Consider the following 18526-nt stretch of genomic DNA (forward strand, 5'->3'; position numbering starts at 1 on the left):
CGCGGTACTGGAGGTTCTGTGAAGGTTGGAATGCGATTCGCCGCCGTGACCGGCGTGGCGATGGCCGCGGGCCTGGTGTCCGTTCCCGTCGCCCACGCGGCGGGCGGCGGTGTCCGGCACGACATCGTGGTGAAGGAGAGCAGGAGAGGGCTCAAGGCGTTCGGGCCGGGCTTCACGCTGAAGCTGACCAGGGACGGCCTCGTCACGCGGGTGAACGAGGACGAGTTCGGTGATCCGGGCACCGGCAACCCGATCGTCCGGCAGGTGATCGACTTCGCCGGGCGCACCCTGCGGCCGTTCGTGTGCGAGAACGGGACGTACACGATCAAGGCCGGGACGTTCAAGCGGGTCTGGCGGTTCTCGGCGCTGGAGCGGCGGCCTCCGATCTACCCCGAGCAGTTCCAGACCGCCTTCCCCGGTTTCGTGACGCCGTTCCTCGGCGAGATCGACGCGACGGTGACCGACGCCGCCGGTGAGACGCTGCGCGTCCTCGTCTCCGACCTCGGATACGAGGCCAAGACGAGGAACGGCGGGTTCCGCGGAACGTACCCGATCCACGGGCTGATCGTGGACGGCAAGGGCAAGGTGCGCGACCGCATCTCGCTCCTCGGCCGCTTCAAGTCCGGGGCGGACGGCGCGAACGCCCGGCACTGGATCGAGGACCGGGGCACCTGCCACCAGACCGCCGACCTCAAGTGGGGCCCCGGCACCGACCGCGTGGTGGTCACCGGGCCGCTTCTGGTCCTCCCGTTCAACTCCACCGTGGTGACACGGAGACACTGACGCCTGAACGCGACGCGAAAGGCCGGTGCCGCCGGAGCGCGGCACCGGCCTTTCGCGCGCTCACCCTCCGTCGCGTGACCTTGGACCCCCGTCCGTCAATTCTTCGTTGACCTGGGTTTACGGGCCCATGACGTGCGGGTACTTACCGCAACGAGATCGTGACACAGAGTAAAGGAGAACCTCCCGGACCGGTCAAGGTCCGGCTCCTGAACTCAGCCGATCGAGGGGGGCACATGCGGTGCTGGACAGCGGGCGGCCGTGTCGACGATCTCACCGACGACTCTCCGCATGGCCCGGTCCGAACGGCCGAGGATGTGCCCGGCGCGCCGGGCGACACACCTCGGGTCCTCGGCCGTTCCGGACCGGCCCCCGCACTCCGTCCGGTACCGCGCGCGGCGGCCGGTGCGGAGCCGACCGGCCTGCCGCCACGCGAGCGCGGAGTGGCGGCAGGTCGCCGGCCGGCACCGGCGGCGGCCGGCCGGACCGACCACCACCGGACGTCGATGCCGTACGCCCCCGCGGCGCCGGCGTTCCCCACCGCCGGGCCGGCGGCGCCTTCGAGCAGTGCCGCCGGCCCGGCCACCCGGCCGCCGCGTCCCGGCTGACCGGCGGCCCGCGGCCGGCTCCCCCATCCGGCCGCACACCGAGTTCCCGATAAAGATCATGAGAAAGCGGGGGATCTTCCCATGCACGCACGCACGCTCACCACACGCGCCCTGGCGGTCGCCGCGGCGGTCACCGCCGGCCTGATGCCCGCCTGCAACGGGATGGCCACGGCCGACACCGACGGCGAGGGCGGGGTCCTCAGCGGCAACCAGGTCGTCCTCCCGATCAACCTGCCGGTCGACCTGACCGGGAACGCGGTGGCGGCCGCCGGCAACGCCGAGGCGGAGTCCGATGTCAGGTCCGTGTCCCACGCGGGCACGGGCGCGCCGAAGGTGATCAGGAAAACGACGACCAAGGCCGCGCACCCGCGGCAGGGCCGCCCGGGCGCGCACAAGCCCCGGAAGGGCGTGCACAAGGTCAAGATCACGCGCACGGACGTGGTCGTGCGCGACGGCGCGGGGCCAAGGACGTCCGGCGCGGGCGGAGTGCTCAGCGGCAACCAGGTCCTCGCACCGATCACCGCCCCGATCACCGCCTGCGGCAACGCCGTCGCGATCCTCGGCGTCGGCAGGGCCGGTTGCAAGGCCAACGTCAACGCCTCGTCCGGCGGCGGGCATGCTCCGAGGACGTCCGGCAGGGGCGGGGTTCTCAGCGGCAACCAGGTCCTCGCACCGATCACGGCGCCGATCACCGCCTGCGGCAACGCGGTCGGCGTGCCGGGCGTCGCCGAAGCGGGCTGCAAAGCCGGCGTGGCGGCCTCGTCAGGCGGGGGCGGTGCGACCGGCAGCGTCACGGTCAAGACCAAGAAGCACGGCAAGCCCAAGGAACACGGCAAGCCCAGGAAGCACGGGAAGGCCAAGCCGAAGACCACCAAGCACGCGTCGCGCCACGACAGCCGGGTCGTGCTGACCGGCAACGGCGGTCCGGGCTCGGGGAACGGCGCCGCCCCGGTTCGGCTCGCCGCCGGATACCAGACCGGCGGGCCCGCCTGGCTTCCCCGCACCGGCGCTCCCCTCTGGCTGCTCGGCGCGTCCGCGGGGGCGGCCCTCACGCTCGGCGCCGGCCTGCTGCTCGCCGGCCGGCGCCGGAACCGGCAGACCGGTCACGGAGGCCCCGTGACCGGGCCGCTCGCGAAGGGGGGTGGGAACGAGAGCTGATCGGTCCGACGGGCGGGCCGGATCTGTCCCGACCCCGTCCCGGTCCGTCCCGTCGACGATGAGCACCGCTGCGACGCCCGGCCCGTGGAGGCACGCCGCCACCACGGGCCGTGGCGACGGCGCGAGGCAGGCCCGGCGTCAGGACGTCGGGAACTTCTTGCGCCAGTACTGTCCGTGAATGACGTCGCCGAACCGCTCGACCGGCTCCTCCTCCAGTTCGAGTTCGAACCCGGTGGCGCGGTAGATCCGGTGCGCGGGCCGCTGGAGCGCGGTCGTCCAGAGCATGATCTCCGCGTAGCCCGCCGCCGCCGCGAAGCGCAGGCACTCCCCGACCAGGGCGGCGCCGACGCCGAGCCCGCGAGCGTGCGGCTCGACGTGCAGCAGCCGCAGCTGGGCGACCGTCTCGTCCTTCTTCATACAGAAGACGCCGCCCACCGGCTCGCCGTCCACCTCGGCGATCCAGGCGTTCTCGCGCGCGGGGTCGTGGCCTTCCCCGTACCCGGCGACGATCTTCGCGACGAGCGCCTCGTACGTGCGGTCCCAGCCGACCTCCTCGGCGTACAGCGCGCCGTTCCGCTGCACGACCCAGCCGAGGTCGCCGGGCCGCAGCGGGCGCAGGACGGGGGCCGCGCGGGACGGCGGCGCCTCGTCCAGCACGCCCCGGATCGTGTCCATGGCCGTCACCAGCCGGCGCCGGTGCTCGCCGGGCAGCCGTTCCAGCATCGCCTGGACGCTGCCGGCGGAACGGTCGTCCAGCATCGCGAAGACCTCGCGGCCTCGCGGGGTGAGCCGGACGACCTGGCGGCGCGCGTCGGCCACCGACCGCTCCCGCGCGACGACGCCGTCGCTCTCGAACCGCGCCAGCATGCGGCTCAGGTAACCGGCGTCCAGGTCGAGCGCGCGGCGCAGCGCCAGCACCTCGGTCGCGTCGCGCTGGGCCAGCTCGAAGATCACCCTCGCCTCGGTGAGGGAGTACGGCGTCTCCAGCAGGCCCTCGCCGAGCACTCCGATCACACCGGTGTAGAAGCGGTTGAACGACCGGACCGTGGCGATCTCGCCCGCGATGGCGTCCACGGCTCACCTCCTCGCGATTTGTTTGACTCAGTCAAACATAACGCCGGAGGGGGACCGCGGTCCAGGAAGCGCGGTGATCAGGCGCGGACGGCGGCGAGCTCGCGCGCCTCGCGGACGATCTTCCGCTCGATGAAGAAGGCGAGGAACGGGATCAGGCCCGCGGAGACCATGAGGGCCATCTGCTTCAGCGGCCAGCCGGTCTTGCGCCACAGGTCGTACGCGATCGCCAGGTAGACGATGTAGAGCGCGCCGTGGATCGGCGAGATGATCGCCGACGGGGTCCCGTTGCCGCCGATGTAGCGGACCGGCATGCCCACGAAGACCACGAGCAGCAGCATCACGCCGACGACGATGGCCATGAGGCGGTACCGGCCGATGGCCGCTTCCACAGATCACACCTTTCGCAGGGGAGGACGGCGCGGGGTCAGTCGCGCCGGTGGCTCTCGGAGTTGAGGCGGGCCAGGTAGCGGTTGTAGGCCGCCAGGGCCGGGTCCTCTTCCTCCTGCCGCGCGATGATCTCGCGCTTGACCGCGGCCGCGGCGGGCTCCTCGATCACCTTGGGCGCCTGCCGGGTCTCGTCGCCGCTCAGATCGTCCCGGATCATCTTGATCCACATCACGACCACGAAGATGGCGAAGATCGGCCACTCGAAGGTGTAGGCCCAGCTGCGGTCGTTGCCCGCCTGGGCACGGTCGTACTGCCACCACCCGAACCCGAGGAACGAGGCGCACAGCACGATCGCCACCGCATGCAGACCGAGCCAGCCGGGGGTGAGGAACCTTCGCACGTCACCGAGACTACCGCCGGTCTCCGGCGATCCACGCACAACCCCGGGTTACCGTGCCCGTCCCTTCGCCGCCGGCGGCGGCGGGCCGGTGTAGACGGCCCTGGGACGCAGCGGGCTCGCACGTTCGTACTCTTCGAGGGCGTGCGCGATCCAGCCCGCGGTGCGGGCGACGGCGAAGAACACCTCGCCCGACCCCGGCGGCATCCCGGCGACCGAGGTCAGGGTGGCGAGGGCGAGATCGACGTTCGGCTCGGGGAGGCGCCGGCGTGCCGCCTCGGCGCGGACGGCGTGCGCGACCGCCAGCCGCGGATGGTCCGCCGCCACGTCGCCGATCAGGTCGAAGAGCACGGTGAAGCGCCGGTCGCCGGACTTGTAGACCGAGTGCCCGAAGCCGGGGATGCGCTGCCCGGCGCGCAGCCGTTCGCCGATCACGCGGCTCGCCCGGCCCGGCTCGCCGATCTCGGCGAACAGGCGTTCCGCGCCGAACGAGGCGCCGCCGTGCAGCGGGCCGCCGACCGTGCCGAGCCCGACGGCGACCACGGCGTACGGGTCGGCCCGGACGGACGCGGCGACGCGGGCGGCCAGCGTGGAGGCGGCCAGTTCGTGATCGGCGAGCAGCACCATCGCCGCCTCGGCCGCCCGCAGCAGGCCCGGCTCCGGTGGGCGCGGGCTGAAGCGTCCCCACAGCCGCCCGGCGATCGTGTCGCCGCCTTCCTCGCCGACACCCTCGTCCGCGGCGGGCAGGGCGTCGACGAGACCGGCGATGAGCGCGCGGGCCGTGGTGACGACCCCCTCCCGGTCGAGCTGGAACCGGAGCGGGTCGGTCGCGGCCAGCGCCATCGTGATCACCTGGAGCCGGTCGAGCGGCAGCACGTCGCCTGGCAGCCCCGACTGCGCGGCGACCGCGGCGGTGAGCCCGTCCTCGGGCGCCCGCCAGCCCCCGCCCGCCTCATGCCCGCCCGCCTCATGCCCGCCCGGCTCTTGCCCGCTCGACCAGAGCCAGTTCGCGACCTCTTCGAACGTGCTCGTGGCGGCGAGTTCGGTGGCGTCCCGCCCCCGGTAGTAGTGCCGGTCCGGGCCGAGCGCGGTGACCGCCGACTCGATCGCCAGCTCGGTCGGGCTCGGCGGGCGGCGCGGCCGTCCCCGCCGGGCCAGTTCCTCGATCTCGTCGGAGTCGAACAGGCTGCGCCGCCCGTCCGCGTCGCGCCGCCGCTGCAACACGCCACGGCTCACGTACGCGTACAACGTGGCGGGCTTCACACCGAGCCGCTCCGCCGCCACCGCGGCGTCGATCCACTCCCCCACCGGGCGTTCCTTTGTCTCAGACCAGCCCTAACATTGATTTTAGTCAATATTGATACATGTTGAGGCAGGTGTCAATCTGGGCGCATGCCTCAGATTCATTTCCTTGACGTCACCAACCGTGACGGCGTGCAGACGGCCCGGACCGGGCTGTCGAAGTTCGGCAAGACGATGGTGAACTTCTACTTGGGCAAGCTCGGCGTGGCCCAGTCGGAGATCGGCTTCCCGTTCCTGTTCCACGAGGTGCCCTACGTCCGCGCGCAGGTCGCGCTGGCCGAGGCGGGGGCGTTCGGCGAGCTCCGGCTGTCGGGCTGGTGCCGCGGCGTCGCGCAGGACGTGGAGAAGGCGCTGCCGCTCAGGCTCGCGCACTACAACCTGTCGATCTCGACCTCGGACTACATGATCGCCAACAAGTTCCGGGGCCGGCTCGACCGGGACACGATCATCCGGGAGATGACCGCCGCCGTCCGGGCCGCCAAGGCGGGCGGCGCGGCCACGGTCGGGGTCAACGCCGAGGACGGGTCGCGCACCGACGACGAGTTCCTCACCGAGTTCGCCCTCGCGGCCAAGGAGGCGGGCGCCGACCGGGTCCGCTACTGCGACACCATCGGCGGCGACACCCCGGACCGGATCCGCGAGCGCTTCGCCAAGCTCGCCGCCGCCGTGGCGATGCCCGTCGAGACCCACTGCCACAACGATCTCGGTCTCGCGGTGGCCAACTCGGTCTCCGGCGCGCTGGGCGACCTCGAGGCCGGGCAGGACGCGTGGATCAACACCTGTATCAACGGCGTCGGCGAACGCGCGGGCAACGCCGACCTGCTCTCCACGATCCTCGCCTTCCGCCACGGCTTCGGGCTGGACGAGCACGGGGCGCGGATCGGCGACCCGATCGACCTGTCGTGGGCCCGGCGGTTCGCGTTGTGGGCCTCGTACGCCCTCGGCCAGCCGCTGCCGTACAACCAGGTCGGCGCGGGCCGCAACGCCTTCGCGCACGAGTCGGGCATCCACGCCGACGGCGCGCTCAAGGACCACGGCAACTACGAGCTGTACGACGAGGCGACGCTCGGCCCCTTCCCCGACGACTGGCACGCGCGGCCGGGACGGGTGGTGCTCACCGGGGAGTACGGCGGCAAGGCCGGGTTCCGGCACGTCATGGACGGCCTCGGGATCGAGCCGGTGGACGGGGAGCTCTCGTTCAAGCTCGTCCAGCTGTGCAACGCGATGACCGGCCGGCCGCTCACCGACGACGAACTGCGGCTGATCGGCGCGTACCCCCGCGAGCTGGAGCCGCTCTTCCCCGATCTCCTCGGCTGAGCCGGCCGGCCAAGATCCTTGAAACGTCCGGAAATGTCGGTCGACAGGTCTACCTTCCGGGGGCATGGCTACCGCACAGGCATACGCCTACACGCGCCCCTCCGCCCTCGCCGGAGACGCCCTGGGCCTGTCGACCTCCGGCGGCACGACCGCCGCCGGGCCCGACGCCCACCCCCACTTCTTCAGCGGCCTGCTCACCCAGGCCGCGCCGGCCGCCGCCGCGCTGATCGGCCTCGCCGACGTCGCGCAGGCCCGCTACTACCAGCCGCAGCTCACCGCGATGCGCGACCCGGTGGTGACGTGCAACGGCGACCGGCTCCGGATGGAGTCGTTCTCGGCCTGCTGCGGCGTCTACGCGCGGCTCGACGTCCTCGAAGGCGCGCTGGACGGGGACGTCGTCGCGCTCGGCACCACCAACGTGGACGTGAACGGCCCGCTGCGCGAGGCGCTCGCCCGCGTCGGCGGCGCCGATCCGCTGCATCTGGCGGTCGGCGACGACGGGCTCGCGGTCACCACGCTCGACGGCGCGGTGGTCGAGAAGAAGGTGCCGCTGCCCGAGCGCTGGCTGCGCGGCTTCGCCGAGGTGCAGGTCATCGCCGCCGGGTTCGATCTGCGGGCCGAGCTGACGGGCCCGGAGGCGATCCGGTTCCTGCGGTCGCTGCCGCGCGGGGCGCGGGACGTCCTGTGGGCGACTCCCGCCGGGCGGGGGCTGCGGCTGTCGTCCCGTCCGTCGCCGGGTTCGGTCTGCCTGCCCGGGCCCGAGCGGTTGCGGACGATGCTTCCGCTGCTGCGATTCGCGCGGGCGCTGCGCACGTACGGCCCGGCCGTCGCGGGCGGCAGCGGGCCGGTCGCGAGCGCGTGGGAGCTGGAGCTGCCCGGCATGCGGTACGTGCTGACGCTCTCCCCCGAGGTGCGGCGCGGCTTCTCCGGGGAGGGCGCGGTCCTGGACGCGCTCATCACCGACGAGGCGGCGGGCGACGCCGACCTGATCGGCGCGCTGCTGGCGTTCGAGCCGCGCGTCGAGCCCGACCTGCTGGCCGAACGCGCGGGCGTCGACCGGGCGCGGGTCAAGGCGGCGCTGACGCAGCTGGGCACGTCGGGCCGCGTCGGCTACGACACCGCCGAGGCCGCGCACTTCCACCGCGAACTGCCGTACGACCCCGATCGCGTGGCCGCGATGAACCCGCGCCTGCGGTCGGCGCACGCCCTGGTGGACGAGGGCGCCGTCGACTTCACCGCCGACGGCCTCGCCGTCGTCACGGTCGACGGCAGGCCGCGCCAGGTTCGCTTCGACGGCGACCGCGTCTCGTGCACCTGCCCCTGGTGGGCCGACCATCGCGGCGGGCGCGGGCCGTGCAAGCACGTCCTCGCCGCCCGCATCGTCCGCGCCAAGACCCTCGAAGCGGCGGGAGAGACGGCGCGGTGAACGCTCAGGAGACCATGAACGCGCGGGAGACCCTGGACGAGTGGGTCGCGCTCGGCGATCCGGCCGAGGTGATCCGCCGCGCCCGCGCCCTCGCTCCGGCCGGCCGCCGCGCCGTCGCCCTCGACCTGCCCCGGTACCTGCGGGAACGCCGCGACGCGGCCGAGTGGCGGTGGCTGGGGGACGACGTGACCACGCCGCTGCTGGTCGCCGGCGCGGCGACGATCGGCGGCGCGGCGGGCGCCGCCGCCTGGGTGTGGCGCACCGAGCTGCAGTCGGCGGCCTGGGGGCCGCGCGACCTGCGGACCCCGGGGGCGCTGATCCGCGACGCCGTCGCGGACCGGCCGGACGCCTGGCGGTCCGATTTCGCCCGGCGCGTCGCCGCGCGGCTGCGGGTCAACGGCACACGCTGGCGCGAGTACGCGTATTGGGCGCTGGCGGCCGAGCTGATCCGCGAGCTCGGCGAGGAGCCGCCCACGGACGACGCGTTCGTGCTCTCCTGGGCCCGGGACAGCCAGTGGCGCGTCCCGCTGGAGCGCGACCCGTTCCTGGACACCCTGCTGCCCCGGCTGTTCGAGGTCGACGGGCTCGGGTCCGAACTCTCGTTCCACGGCACGCTCGTCACGCTGGCGCGGGAGGGACGGATCAAACGCGAGGCGCTGCTGGACGGCTGCGTCGCCCGCTTCCTGCGCGGCGGCCAGGCCGCCGACCTGCGCTGGTTCGTCCGGCTGTACGAGTCGCTCGAACCGGCGGTCAACGAGGCGGCGGCCCGGCTCCGCGACCTCGTCCGCGTGCTTCCCGCCGCCCCCGCCCCGGTCGCCGAGCTGGCGCTGCGGGAGATCCGCCGGGTGGACGAGACGGAGCCGCTGGCCGCGGACGTCTTCGCCGAGGTCGCGGACGCGGTGCTCTTCCGCCCGGAGAAGAAGCTCGTCCGCGCCGCGCTCATCTGGCTCGACCGGACGGCCCGCAAGCGTGATCGTGTCGACGCCACCCTGCGCGCCGTCACCGTGCTGCTCGACGCCGACGATCTGGACCTGCGCGAACGCGCGGCGAAGATGGCGGCCAAGCACGGCCCGAAGGCGAGCGCCGAGACGCGGGCCGCCCTGGCGGTGGAGCCGGCGCGGGCGCCCGTGTCCGTGCTCGGTCCTCCTCCGTTCACGCCGCGCGCGCAGCCGGCGCCGATCGCCTCGCCCGCCGAGCTGGCCGAAGAGGTCAGCGCGGCGATGCGCGCCACCTCCGACGGGACGTTCTCCGTTCTCGAACGCCTGCTGGCGGGTCTCGTGGAGTGCGCGTACCGCGACGCCGAAGGGACCCGGACGGCGCTGGCACGGGTGCTGACGGATCCGGAGCCCGAGGACGCCGCGCAGGTGGTGGGCTGGTTGACGCAGAGCGCGATGCGATTCATGTCTTCGGAAGCTCCTGAGGGAGTCCGCGGCCTGCTCGCGAAGTTCCAGCGGAAGCCTGCGTGGTACGAGAAGGGCACCAGGCCTCTTCCGGAGCGGTTCTTCACCTGGCGGACGGGTGAGATCCCGGCGGCCGTGGGCCGGTCACCGGTGCTGCTCGCCACACCGACCGCCGCGAGCGGCCATCTCGACGCCGAGGTGCTCGTCCACCGGATGCGGCTGCTGGAGGAGGCCGAGATCGTCCCGCTGCGGTCTGATCTCTGCCAGGCGCTGCTGCGTGTGCATCGCGACTTCGGCTCTGACACCGTGGCGGCGGCCGGGCGGCTGTCGAGCGACGCGGGCCGGACCCTCGCGTCGTGGCTCGCCGAGGGCGGCATGCCCGATCCCGAGATCACCTACGCGAACGTGACGCTGGCCAGCCCGTTCTACCCCTACGAGGCCTCGCCTCGTGTGCTGGCCACCGTCACCGCCCAGGCGGGTGTGCCGAAAGACATCGCCGCTCTCTGCCGGCTGCCGGAGACCGGCAGATGGCAGAGCCTGCCCAAGGGCTACTACAGCGGCGCCATCGGCCTGTGGCCCACGCTGCTTCCGTCCCATCGTGAGGTGACGGCGGCGCACATGTTGCCGCTCCTGCCGGAGTGGGTGGAGTACTGGCGTGACCCTGGCCCGGCGTTCCTGGCGTTGGCCGAAGCGGACGGCCCCGCCGGTGCCGCCACCGCGACCGTGCTGGCCACCGGGCTGAGCGCCCGGACCAGGTCCGAACGGGCCGGCGCCGTCGACGCCGTCCTGGCGTTCAGCGGGCGCGGGCAGCTTCCCGCGCGCGAGTTGGGCGACGCCATCGCCACGCTGCACCGGCAGGGCAGGCTCAAGATCAACCGGGCCGCCGAGTCGCTCGACGAGACCGCGCGGGCCGGTGCGCACGCCGACGTGTGGACCATCCTGGCCACCGCCCTGCCCCGGCTCCTGCCCGTTCGCGGTGAACGGGCGGCCGCCGGGCTCCCCGACCTGCTCGCCCTCGCGACCCGCACCGCCGAGGCCGTCGGCGCCCGCGACGACCTGGCCGGACTCGCCGACGTCGCGGCACGCGGCGGCTCCAGCCGCCTGGTCAGAGAGGCCGCCCGCCTCCACCGGACTCTCACGAAGGAACTTTGATGCACACGTGGGACGATGTCCGCGCCCAGATCGCCGCCGGGAACCCCGAGGTCGTGGCCTCGATGCTCACCATGGCCGGGGAGGACGAGCGGCGCGCTCGACCTGGAGCAGGCCCTGCTCCGGCTCCCGCGCGACATCCCGCCCGGCATCGTGTCGCGTGCCCGGCGGCTTGTTTCTCCCGAGGGCGGCCGGGTGGCCGCGTGGCTCGGGGGCGGCGGGCTGCGCGACCCCGAGGTGACCTGCGAGGCCGCGTCGGTGCCGCGCACGGTTTTCAACTGGCGGGGCACAGAGGAGCAGCAGATCGAACGTGTGCTGCCGACGGTCGTCCCGGCCAGGACCAGCGCGGATCTGCCAGATCCGCACTGGATGACCCGGCGCCTGCTCGGCCTTCCACGCGATGGCTGGTCACGGCTTCCGGCGCAGGCACACGTTCCCTACTGCTTCTTCTGGTGGCCCTCTCTCCTGCCCTCCCACCGCGAGGTCCTCGCCGCGCACCTGCTGATCCCCTTCGCGGACGGGACCGAGTCTCGCGAGGGGCAGGGCGGCATCCTGCTCGCCCTCGCGGAGGCCGACGGTCCTGTCGGCCCGGCGATGGCCACCGCGCTCGCTTTCGGCCTCACGTCCAAGCGGACGGAGGAGCGTTCCGCCTCGGTCGACGCGTTCCTCACGTGCTGCGCGCGCGGACGGGTCCCTCCGGTCGGCGAGGCGATCGCCGTGCGGGGCGGTCAGGTCAGCTCAACCGGATCACCGACGCCTCGCCGACGCGGCCCGCGCGGGGGCGTACCCCGACGTCCTGAACGTGATCACCACGGCGCTCCCGGCCCTGCTTCCCGGGCCTGGAGAACGCTCACCGGCCGGGCTGGCCGACCTCATCGCGCTCGCCACCGAGGCGGCGGAGACCGGGGCCCGCGCCGGCTGGCCCGTGAGGCGGGGGGCCTGCACCGGGCCTTGACTTAATACCCCCTTCCCGTACCATGAGCGCGCGGTCAGGATCAATAGCGCGTTCAGTAATGACAAGGACGGGGTGGGACATGACGGCCCTCGGCGAGACACCGGCCGAGTCCACACCGGTCGGCCCCACACCGGTCGAACCCGCCGTCGAGCGGCATCCCGCCCAGCGGCGCGTCCTCGCCGTGCTCACCGCCACTCAGGTGCTGGGCGGGATCGGCGTCGCCACCGGTGTCGCGATCAGCACGCTGGCCGCCGCCACGCTCTCGGGCTCCGAGACGATCGGCGGGCTGGCCCAGACGAGCGCGGTCACGGGCGCCGCCGTCCTGGCGATCCCGATGGCGCGCGCCGCCGCGCGCCACGGCCGCCGGGCCGCCCTCACCCTGGCGTACGGGGCGGGCACCCTGGGCGCGGTGATCGCCGGGCTCGCCGCGGCCCTGGACGCCTGGCCGCTGCTGCTCGCCGGTCTGTTCGTCTTCGGCGGCGGCGCGGCGGGCGGCCTCGCCGCCCGCTACGCCGCGACCGACCTGGCCCATCCCAAGCGCGCCGCCCGGGATCTGTCCATCGTGGTCTGGGCCACCACGATCGGCTCGGTCGCCGGCCCCAACCTCGCCCACCCCGCCGACCGGCTGGGCCGCGCCCTGGGCCTCGCCGAATGGGCGGGCCCCTACGCCCTCGCGGCCCTCGCCTACGGGCTGGCGATGCTCGGCGTCTTCGCCCTCCTGCGTCCCGACCCGCTCCAGACGGCGGGCTCGCTCGCGGACTCGACGACCACCGCGCCCAAGTCCAGCGGCTGGCAGATCCTGCGCACCACCCCGCGCGCCCGGCTCGCCGTCGCCGGGATCGTCGTGAGCCACATGGTCATGGTCTCGGTGATGACCATGACCCCGGTCCATCTCAACCACGGCCACGCGAGCCTCAGCGTCGTGGGCGTCGTCATCAGCCTGCACATCGCCGGGATGTACGCCCTCTCCCCCGTCGCGGGCTGGCTGGCCGACCGCTGGGGCCGGATTCCCGCGCTGCTGACCGGCATGGCCCTGCTGGCGTCCGCCGCGGCGCTGGCCACCGTCTCCGCGCCGCATGACGTCACCCGGCTGACGATCGCCCTGATCCTGCTCGGCCTCGGCTGGTCGTTCGGTCTCGTCGGCGGCTCCGCCCTGCTGACCGAGTCCGTGCCCACGGCCCACCGCCCGGCCGTCCAGGGCCTCTCCGACCTGATGATGAACGCCGGCGGGGCCCTGGGCGGCCTGGCCGCGGGGGCGATCGTGACCGTCTTCTCCTACGGGACCCTCGCCGCGATCGCCGTGCTCCTCGTCCTCCCCATGACCGCGGCCCTGACCCTCACCTGGATTCGCCGCCCGGCCGGGGCCTGACCATGCAACGATCATGGACGTTCCGGTGTTGTTCAGAGCGAGACGTACACGAGGAGGGACGAAGATGGAGACCGTGACGGAGACGCTGACGCTCGGCGCGATCGAGACCTCCCTGGGGCGGCTGCTGGTCGGCGCCACCGAGAACGGTGTCGCCCACCTGTCGTTCAAGGACACTCCCGGCACGCGGGCCCGCGCGGTCAAGCGGGCCGGGCTGCCGGTCGTGGACGATCCCGGCCGCACGGCCGAGGCCTTGGCGGGCCTCGCCGAGTACTTCGCCGGCGAGAGCGTCACGTTCGGCGTGCCGATCGACTGGCGGCTGACCTCGGACGTGCAGCGCACGGTCCTGACCACGCTGTACGAGCGGGTCCCGTACGGGAAGGTCGTCACGTACGGCGAGCTGGACAGGCTCAGCGGCCTCGGCGTGGGCGCCCAGGCGATCGGCCAGGTCATGGGCAGCAACCCCATCCCCGTGATCGTGCCGTGCCACCGGGTGGTGGCCGCGAACGGGCTGGGCGGCTACAGCGGCGGCTCAGGAGTCGAGGTCAAGCGGTGGTTGCTGACGCTGGAGGGATCGGTGCCCGCCACGCTCGACTGGGATCCCGGCCAGGGCCCCACGGGCCCGTGAGCGGCGGGCCCTCGCCCCACGGGCCGGCGAGCGACGCGCCCGCCACCCGACGTCGGAAAACGTAGGATGTCCGGGTGCCGAAAATCAGCGAGGCCACCGTCGCCGAGCACCGCGCCCGCCAGCTCCGCACCCTTCTCGACGCCGCCCGCTCCCTTGTCGCCGAAGAGGGCATCGAGGCACTGTCGCTCGCCGCGCTCGCGCGGCGGGTAGGGCTGTCACGGCCCAGCCTGTACGAGTACTTCCGCTCCAAGGACGACCTCGTCGCGGCCATCGTCGAAGACGAGCTGCCCCGCTGGGCCTCGCTGGTCGACCAGGCGCTGGCCGGCCCGCCGGATCTGGCGGCGAAGGTCGAGGCCTACGTCCGCGTGCAGCTCGAAGTCATGACCGACGGGCGGCACGCGGCCGCCGTGGCGCTCGTGGAGCACGCGCTGGCCGAGCCCGCGCAGCCGGGGGCGGCCGAGCGCGGCAGCGGCGCCGAGGCGAGGCGGATCCGTGACGGGCACGCGCAGCTGCTGCGGCCGCTCGTGACGGCCCTCGGCGAGGCCGGGATCCCGGGGCCGGAGCTGCGCGCCCATCTGATCCAGGGCATCGTCGACGCGGCCGCCAAGTTCGTCGCCGAACGGCCGGGCGACGCCGCGGAGGTCATCTCCGTGGCGGTCGTCCAGGCGCTGCACGGACTCGACGGCGGCTGAGCGCGGGACCGGTCAGCCCTTCGCGGCGACCTCGTAGGTGACGCCGGTGAGGTCTTCGGAGACCTCCCACAGCCGCCGGCCCAGCTCTGGCTTGGACGCGAGCGGTGACGTGAAGACCTTCGCGGGAGCACCCCTGAGCTGCGCGAGCCGCGGGCCGTAGCAGACGCCCGGCCGAACGTCGGGCGCCGTCGCCGCGTACAGCGACGGCAGCGCCCCGGCCGCCGCCGACTGGGCCACGACCTTGTTGCCGACCGCGGCGACCCGCTCTTCCAGCCGGTTGCCCGCCATCTTCGGGCCCGCCTCCTGCAGGTTGGTGGCGGCGAAGCCGGGATGCGCCGCCACGCTCAGCACGTCGGGGAAGCGCCGCGCCAGCTCCTTGGCGAAGACGAGGTTGGCGAACTTGGACTGGGCGTACGCGCCCCACTTGCGGTAGCGCTTCTCTCCTTGCAGGTCGTCGAAGCGCAGGCGTCCGGCATGGGCGACACCGCTGGTCACGGTCACCACGCGTGGTGAGGACGCGGCGAGGAGGGACGGCAGCAGCAGCCCGGTGAGGGCGAAGTGCCCGAGGTGGTTCGTGCCGAACTGCATCTCGAAGCCGTCGGCCGTCGTCCGGTGAGGCAGGGCCATCACGCCCGCGTTGTTGACCAGGATGTCGAGCGGGGCCGTGCCGTGGTCACCCGCGAACGTCCGGACCGAGGCGAGGTCGGCGAGGTCGAGCGGGGCCAGGGCCACCTCGCCCGCGGGCACCGCCGACATGATCCGGTCGTGGGCCCGCTGCCCCCGCTCCATGCTGCGGCAGGCCAGCACCACGGACGCGCCGTGCCGGGCGAGTTCGAGCGCGGTGTGGTAGCCGAGCCCGCTGTTGGCCCCGGTGACGATCGCCCGCCGGCCACTGAGATCAGGGATGTCCGCCGCCGTCCAGCCGTGCATGAGGGCCACCTCCACGTCATATCTCGAGCCCCCAAATTAGAACGGCCGTCGAATACCGACAACCGTTCGGCCGGGATGTGGCGGACCCCACAGCCGCGCGGCCCCGCACCGCGCCGCACGGCGCTGGGCGTCCTAGGCGGGGAGGGTCTTCTCGATGGCTCCGACGACCTCGGCCGACTCGGGCTCGGTCCGCGGGTCGAAGCGCGCCGCGACGGTGCCGTCAGGCGCGATGAGGAACTTCTCGAAGTTCCAGCGGATGTCGCCGGTGTGGCCCCCGGCGTCGGGGACGTCGACGAGCCCGGCGTACAGCGGATGGCGCCCGGCCCCGTTGACCTCGACCTTCTCGGTCATCGGGAACGTCACGCCGTACGTCGCGGAGCAGAACTGCGCGATCTCGTCGTGCGTTCCCGGCTCCTGGCCCATGAACTGGTTGCAGGGCACGCCGAGCACCGTGAACCCGCGGCCGGCGTAACGCTCCTGCAGCCGTTCCAGGCCTGCGTACTGTGGGGTGAGGCCGCACTTGGAGGCGACATTGACGACAAGCACGGCCTTGCCCTCGTACTGCCCGAGGTCCGCAGAGCCACCCTGCAGACCACCGATCTCTACCTCATAGACAGACATGGGGCCGATCTTAGACCCGCCCCGCGCCGCCTGTTACGTCCCGAGCGCGCCCACGAACGCGGCGAGCTGGTTGCCCGCGTTCGCGAGCTGGTCGAAGCCGTTGTTGACCACAGCGGCGGCTTCCGTGGGTTTGCTGAGAAGGTAGAAGATGACGAAGGCGATGGCAACATAGCGGAGGTTCTTCTTCATCCGAACGCCGTCCCTGTTGTAGCGCAGCGACACACTGACCCGATTCAATTGTGCCCAGCTGCTTCAGCCCGCAAAGCGCGATTTTACTGTGCCTTGAGGCAAGTGCCGGATAGCGCACACGAAAGAGCCCCGTACCACCCTAGGGCACGGGGCCTCGTACGGCCGCCGGACTACGGGATGGCGCTCACGAACTGCGACAACGACTCCGCGGCGTTGCCGAGACCGCCCAGACCGCTGTGGACCAGGCTCGCGGCACCCTCGGGTCTGCTGATGACGTACCAGGCGACGAATGCGATGGCACCCAGTTTCAGGTACTTCTTGTTCATACTTGCCCACCTCCCGCTGTCAAGTGCTCACCTGGAGTGATTCCCGGCGATGGGCGAGCGGCGACCAAGGGGTCACAAAGGAACAGTCAGGGGGTAAGGGCTTTCATGGCGCGTTCGAGCGCGTTCAGGCGCCTTGAAGCGCCTTCCGGACACCGTTCAGCGCACCTTCACTTGGAACTTTCAGGGGAACTTTACGAACCGCCTGACGAACCGGACTCTCCGTGCCGAGTCAGATAGTCGAGATAGACAGGGCGTAGCGCGTCGGCGACTTCGCCTTCGTCGGCATGGATGAACTCTTCGAGCAACGCCAGCCCGTGCAGCATGTCGAAGTCGGCGCGCCGCCGGTCGCCCGTCGCCGCCGCGGCGGCGGGGATGGAGCGCAGCAGATCCCACAGGAAGCCGACATCGCGGCGTTGCTTGGCGAGATCCAGCGCCCTGTCGTGCAACTCCTTCGATGACAGGCTCTCAAGCTCCGCCACACCGGGCGTCTCATCGGGCATGCCCCTGACTCTAGCCACAGGGGCACGTCTCATGCATCCGCCCGCCGCGCGCGGTGCGCCGCCACCTTCGTCATCGACGCCGTGGACGCGGCTACTTGGTGATGACGTCCTTGGGCACCGGCTGGTCGTCCTTGAGCGCGGTGAACAGCTGCTTGGACTTCGTCGGGTGCCACGTGATGTACGAGCCCGCCGCCGCGGACGAGCCGAAGCGGCCCAGCGGGACCGAGGTGGTGACGCCGTCGCCGCCGGAGACGCCGCGCATGGCCCACATCATCCGGGTGAGGTCGAGCAGGTGGTCGTTGTCGTCCACGATGAAGTTGCTCGTGGCGTTCATGGCGAGCGGGACGCTCCGGAACGGGTTGAGGAACACCCCGGGGCCGCCCGCCTTCTTCATCAGGGCGCCGAAGAACTGCCGCTGGTGGTCGATGCGGTCGAGGTCGGCGCGCGCGCTGGCCCGGGTGCGCACGTATCCGAGGGCCTCGCCGCCGGTGAGCGTCTGGCAGCCGGGCTGGAGGTCGATGCCGGCCTTCGGGTCCTTCATGCGGCTCTTGACGCAGATCTCGACGCCGCCGATGGCGTCCACGACGCCGACGAACCCGCCGAAGCCGATCTCGGCGTAGTGGTCGACGCGGATGCCGGTGGCCTGCTCGACGGTCCGGACGAGCAGCTTGGGGCCGCCGAACGCGAAGGCCGCGTTGAGCTTGTTGGAGCCCTTGCCGGGGATCGGCAGGTAGGAGTCGCGCGGGAGGCTGACGAGCGTCGTGCCGCCGTCGCCGTAGTGCAGCAACATCATCGAGTCGGTGCGGCGGCCCGCGGCGCTGCCGGTCGCGAAGTCCTTCTTCTGCTGCCTGGACAGGCCCTCGCGGCTGTCGGAGCCGACGATCAGCCAGTTGGTGCCCGGCGTGTCGGCGGGACGGCCCGCGTAGTCGGTGAGGACGCTCTCGCGGTTGAGCCGGGAGTCGAGATAGAAGTAGCCGCCGACGACCATGACCAGGACGACCACGACCAGGGCCGCAAGGATCTTGGGCCAGCGGCGCCTGCGGACGCGGGCACGGCCCGCCGGCCGGGTGTCCTCGCCGTAGGTGCCCATCCCGCGCAGCTGGTCGCCCGCGTACGGATCGCTCTCGTACGGGTCCTGCTCGTACGGGTAGTCCGTCCCGGCTGGTGCAGGCTGCCTGCTGCGCGCCACGCGGTTCCCCTCCTGTCGTGTCCAGCCGTCCGGCCAGGCGTCGGTCATGCCGTAAACCCTAGTGATTCCGGCGGCCTGCCCGCGTCCATCTGGCGCATGATTGTCCACAGCTCCCAATCACCACGCTATGTG

General features: G+C 72.6%; 20 protein-coding genes. 10 read left to right on the top strand and 10 right to left on the bottom strand.

The features are described from left to right. Window positions 1-30: 30 nt before the first annotated feature. The 3 genes from ACGFNU_RS40330 (at window position 31) to ACGFNU_RS40340 (ending at window position 2546) form a co-directional block, all read left to right on the top strand. Window positions 31-783 carry a hypothetical protein gene (locus ACGFNU_RS40330; protein WP_392601888.1) on the top strand — a complete coding sequence of 251 codons (753 nt, stop codon included), beginning with the start codon at window positions 31-33 and terminating at the stop codon, window positions 781-783. A 233-nt stretch (window positions 784-1016) separates the two neighbouring features. Further along, window positions 1017-1388: a hypothetical protein gene (locus ACGFNU_RS40335; RefSeq protein WP_392601889.1), complete on the top strand. Its 372-nt coding sequence runs from the start codon at window positions 1017-1019 to the stop codon at window positions 1386-1388. An 81-nt stretch (window positions 1389-1469) separates the two neighbouring features. Beyond that, entirely contained in the window at window positions 1470-2546 is a 1077-nt protein-coding gene (locus tag ACGFNU_RS40340; RefSeq protein ID WP_392601890.1) for a chaplin family protein, read from the top strand. 138 nt (window positions 2547-2684) lie between these two features. Here the strand turns inward: ACGFNU_RS40340 and ACGFNU_RS40345 are convergent, their stop codons facing one another. The 4 genes from ACGFNU_RS40345 to ACGFNU_RS40360 all read right to left on the bottom strand — a co-directional run bounded on the left by ACGFNU_RS40345 (window position 2685) and on the right by ACGFNU_RS40360 (window position 5712). Next, window positions 2685-3620, bottom strand: a complete 936-nt coding sequence (locus ACGFNU_RS40345) for a GNAT family N-acetyltransferase (RefSeq protein WP_392601891.1) — start codon at window positions 3618-3620, stop codon at window positions 2685-2687. Between the two features lie 77 nt (window positions 3621-3697). Continuing rightward, window positions 3698-4009, bottom strand: a complete 312-nt coding sequence (locus ACGFNU_RS40350; protein ID WP_392601892.1) for a DUF3817 domain-containing protein — start codon at window positions 4007-4009, stop codon at window positions 3698-3700. Between the two features lie 35 nt (window positions 4010-4044). After that, window positions 4045-4407, bottom strand: coding sequence for a hypothetical protein (locus ACGFNU_RS40355; protein ID WP_392601893.1), 363 nt, complete (start codon window positions 4405-4407; stop codon window positions 4045-4047). A 48-nt stretch (window positions 4408-4455) separates the two neighbouring features. Further along, window positions 4456-5712, bottom strand: a complete 1257-nt coding sequence (locus ACGFNU_RS40360) for a citrate/2-methylcitrate synthase (protein ID WP_392601894.1) — start codon at window positions 5710-5712, stop codon at window positions 4456-4458. 84 nt (window positions 5713-5796) lie between these two features. On the opposite strand from ACGFNU_RS40360, the gene ACGFNU_RS40365 reads away from it, so the two are divergent. The 7 genes from ACGFNU_RS40365 to ACGFNU_RS40395 all read left to right on the top strand — a co-directional run bounded on the left by ACGFNU_RS40365 (window position 5797) and on the right by ACGFNU_RS40395 (window position 14639). Beyond that, on the top strand, window positions 5797-7023 hold the full coding sequence (locus ACGFNU_RS40365) for a LeuA family protein (protein ID WP_392601895.1): 1227 nt from the start codon (window positions 5797-5799) through the stop codon (window positions 7021-7023). Between the two features lie 64 nt (window positions 7024-7087). Further along, complete coding sequence (locus ACGFNU_RS40370) at window positions 7088-8449, top strand: SWIM zinc finger family protein (RefSeq protein WP_392601896.1); 1362 nt, start codon at window positions 7088-7090, stop codon at window positions 8447-8449. Further along, window positions 8446-11001: a DUF6493 family protein gene (locus tag ACGFNU_RS40375; RefSeq protein WP_392601897.1), complete on the top strand. Its 2556-nt coding sequence runs from the start codon at window positions 8446-8448 to the stop codon at window positions 10999-11001. The genes ACGFNU_RS40370 and ACGFNU_RS40375 overlap by 4 nt, the downstream gene beginning before the upstream one ends. Window positions 11002-11016: 15 nt before the next feature. Continuing rightward, window positions 11017-11958, top strand: coding sequence for a hypothetical protein (locus tag ACGFNU_RS40380; protein ID WP_392601898.1), 942 nt, complete (start codon window positions 11017-11019; stop codon window positions 11956-11958). A 74-nt stretch (window positions 11959-12032) separates the two neighbouring features. After that, the gene (locus ACGFNU_RS40385; protein ID WP_392601899.1) at window positions 12033-13322 is read left to right on the top strand and encodes an MFS transporter; all 1290 of its coding nucleotides are present in this window, start codon (window positions 12033-12035) and stop codon (window positions 13320-13322) included. Between the two features lie 64 nt (window positions 13323-13386). After that, complete coding sequence (locus tag ACGFNU_RS40390; protein ID WP_392601900.1) at window positions 13387-13947, top strand: methylated-DNA--[protein]-cysteine S-methyltransferase; 561 nt, start codon at window positions 13387-13389, stop codon at window positions 13945-13947. A 74-nt stretch (window positions 13948-14021) separates the two neighbouring features. Next, the gene (locus tag ACGFNU_RS40395) at window positions 14022-14639 is read left to right on the top strand and encodes a TetR/AcrR family transcriptional regulator (protein WP_392601901.1); all 618 of its coding nucleotides are present in this window, start codon (window positions 14022-14024) and stop codon (window positions 14637-14639) included. A gap of 12 nt (window positions 14640-14651) precedes the next feature. Here the strand turns inward: ACGFNU_RS40395 and ACGFNU_RS40400 are convergent, their stop codons facing one another. From ACGFNU_RS40400 to ACGFNU_RS40425, 6 genes are all read right to left on the bottom strand, one after another. Then, window positions 14652-15569, bottom strand: coding sequence for an oxidoreductase (locus ACGFNU_RS40400; RefSeq protein ID WP_392601902.1), 918 nt, complete (start codon window positions 15567-15569; stop codon window positions 14652-14654). A gap of 132 nt (window positions 15570-15701) precedes the next feature. Continuing rightward, complete coding sequence (locus tag ACGFNU_RS40405) at window positions 15702-16190, bottom strand: glutathione peroxidase (protein ID WP_392601903.1); 489 nt, start codon at window positions 16188-16190, stop codon at window positions 15702-15704. 33 nt (window positions 16191-16223) lie between these two features. Then, on the bottom strand, window positions 16224-16379 hold the full coding sequence (locus ACGFNU_RS40410) for a hypothetical protein (RefSeq protein ID WP_392601904.1): 156 nt from the start codon (window positions 16377-16379) through the stop codon (window positions 16224-16226). Window positions 16380-16549: 170 nt separating this feature from the next. Next, window positions 16550-16705, bottom strand: coding sequence for a hypothetical protein (locus ACGFNU_RS40415; RefSeq protein WP_392601905.1), 156 nt, complete (start codon window positions 16703-16705; stop codon window positions 16550-16552). A gap of 191 nt (window positions 16706-16896) precedes the next feature. Then, window positions 16897-17205, bottom strand: coding sequence for a hypothetical protein (locus ACGFNU_RS40420; protein WP_392601906.1), 309 nt, complete (start codon window positions 17203-17205; stop codon window positions 16897-16899). A 91-nt stretch (window positions 17206-17296) separates the two neighbouring features. Next, the gene (locus ACGFNU_RS40425) at window positions 17297-18442 is read right to left on the bottom strand and encodes an LCP family protein (RefSeq protein ID WP_392601907.1); all 1146 of its coding nucleotides are present in this window, start codon (window positions 18440-18442) and stop codon (window positions 17297-17299) included. Between the last annotated feature and the right edge of the window lie 84 nt (window positions 18443-18526).

The sequence above is a fragment of the Spirillospora sp. NPDC048911 genome (genome assembly GCF_043198015.1).
GTDB lineage: Bacteria > Actinomycetota > Actinomycetes > Streptosporangiales > Streptosporangiaceae > Spirillospora.

Bases quoted from the DNA above. Each gene is read 5' to 3' on its own strand.
- ACGFNU_RS40420 (WP_392601906.1), bottom strand. From the start codon at position 17,205: ATGCCCGATGAGACGCCCGGTGTGGCGGAGCTTGAGAGCCTGTCATCG.
- ACGFNU_RS40400 (WP_392601902.1), bottom strand. From the start codon at position 15,569: ATGCACGGCTGGACGGCGGCGGACATCCCTGATCTCAGTGGCCGGCGG.
- ACGFNU_RS40370 (WP_392601896.1), top strand. From the start codon at position 7,088: ATGGCTACCGCACAGGCATACGCCTACACGCGCCCCTCCGCCCTCGCC.
- ACGFNU_RS40410 (WP_392601904.1), bottom strand. From the start codon at position 16,379: ATGAAGAAGAACCTCCGCTATGTTGCCATCGCCTTCGTCATCTTCTAC.
- ACGFNU_RS40380 (WP_392601898.1), top strand. From the start codon at position 11,017: ATGTCCGCGCCCAGATCGCCGCCGGGAACCCCGAGGTCGTGGCCTCGA.
- ACGFNU_RS40365 (WP_392601895.1), top strand. From the start codon at position 5,797: ATGCCTCAGATTCATTTCCTTGACGTCACCAACCGTGACGGCGTGCAG.
- ACGFNU_RS40385 (WP_392601899.1), top strand. From the start codon at position 12,033: ATGACGGCCCTCGGCGAGACACCGGCCGAGTCCACACCGGTCGGCCCC.
- ACGFNU_RS40415 (WP_392601905.1), bottom strand. From the start codon at position 16,705: ATGAACAAGAAGTACCTGAAACTGGGTGCCATCGCATTCGTCGCCTGG.
- ACGFNU_RS40405 (WP_392601903.1), bottom strand. From the start codon at position 16,190: ATGTCTGTCTATGAGGTAGAGATCGGTGGTCTGCAGGGTGGCTCTGCG.
- ACGFNU_RS40335 (WP_392601889.1), top strand. From the start codon at position 1,017: ATGCGGTGCTGGACAGCGGGCGGCCGTGTCGACGATCTCACCGACGAC.
- ACGFNU_RS40390 (WP_392601900.1), top strand. From the start codon at position 13,387: ATGGAGACCGTGACGGAGACGCTGACGCTCGGCGCGATCGAGACCTCC.
- ACGFNU_RS40340 (WP_392601890.1), top strand. From the start codon at position 1,470: ATGCACGCACGCACGCTCACCACACGCGCCCTGGCGGTCGCCGCGGCG.
- ACGFNU_RS40330 (WP_392601888.1), top strand. From the start codon at position 31: ATGCGATTCGCCGCCGTGACCGGCGTGGCGATGGCCGCGGGCCTGGTG.
- ACGFNU_RS40425 (WP_392601907.1), bottom strand. From the start codon at position 18,442: ATGACCGACGCCTGGCCGGACGGCTGGACACGACAGGAGGGGAACCGC.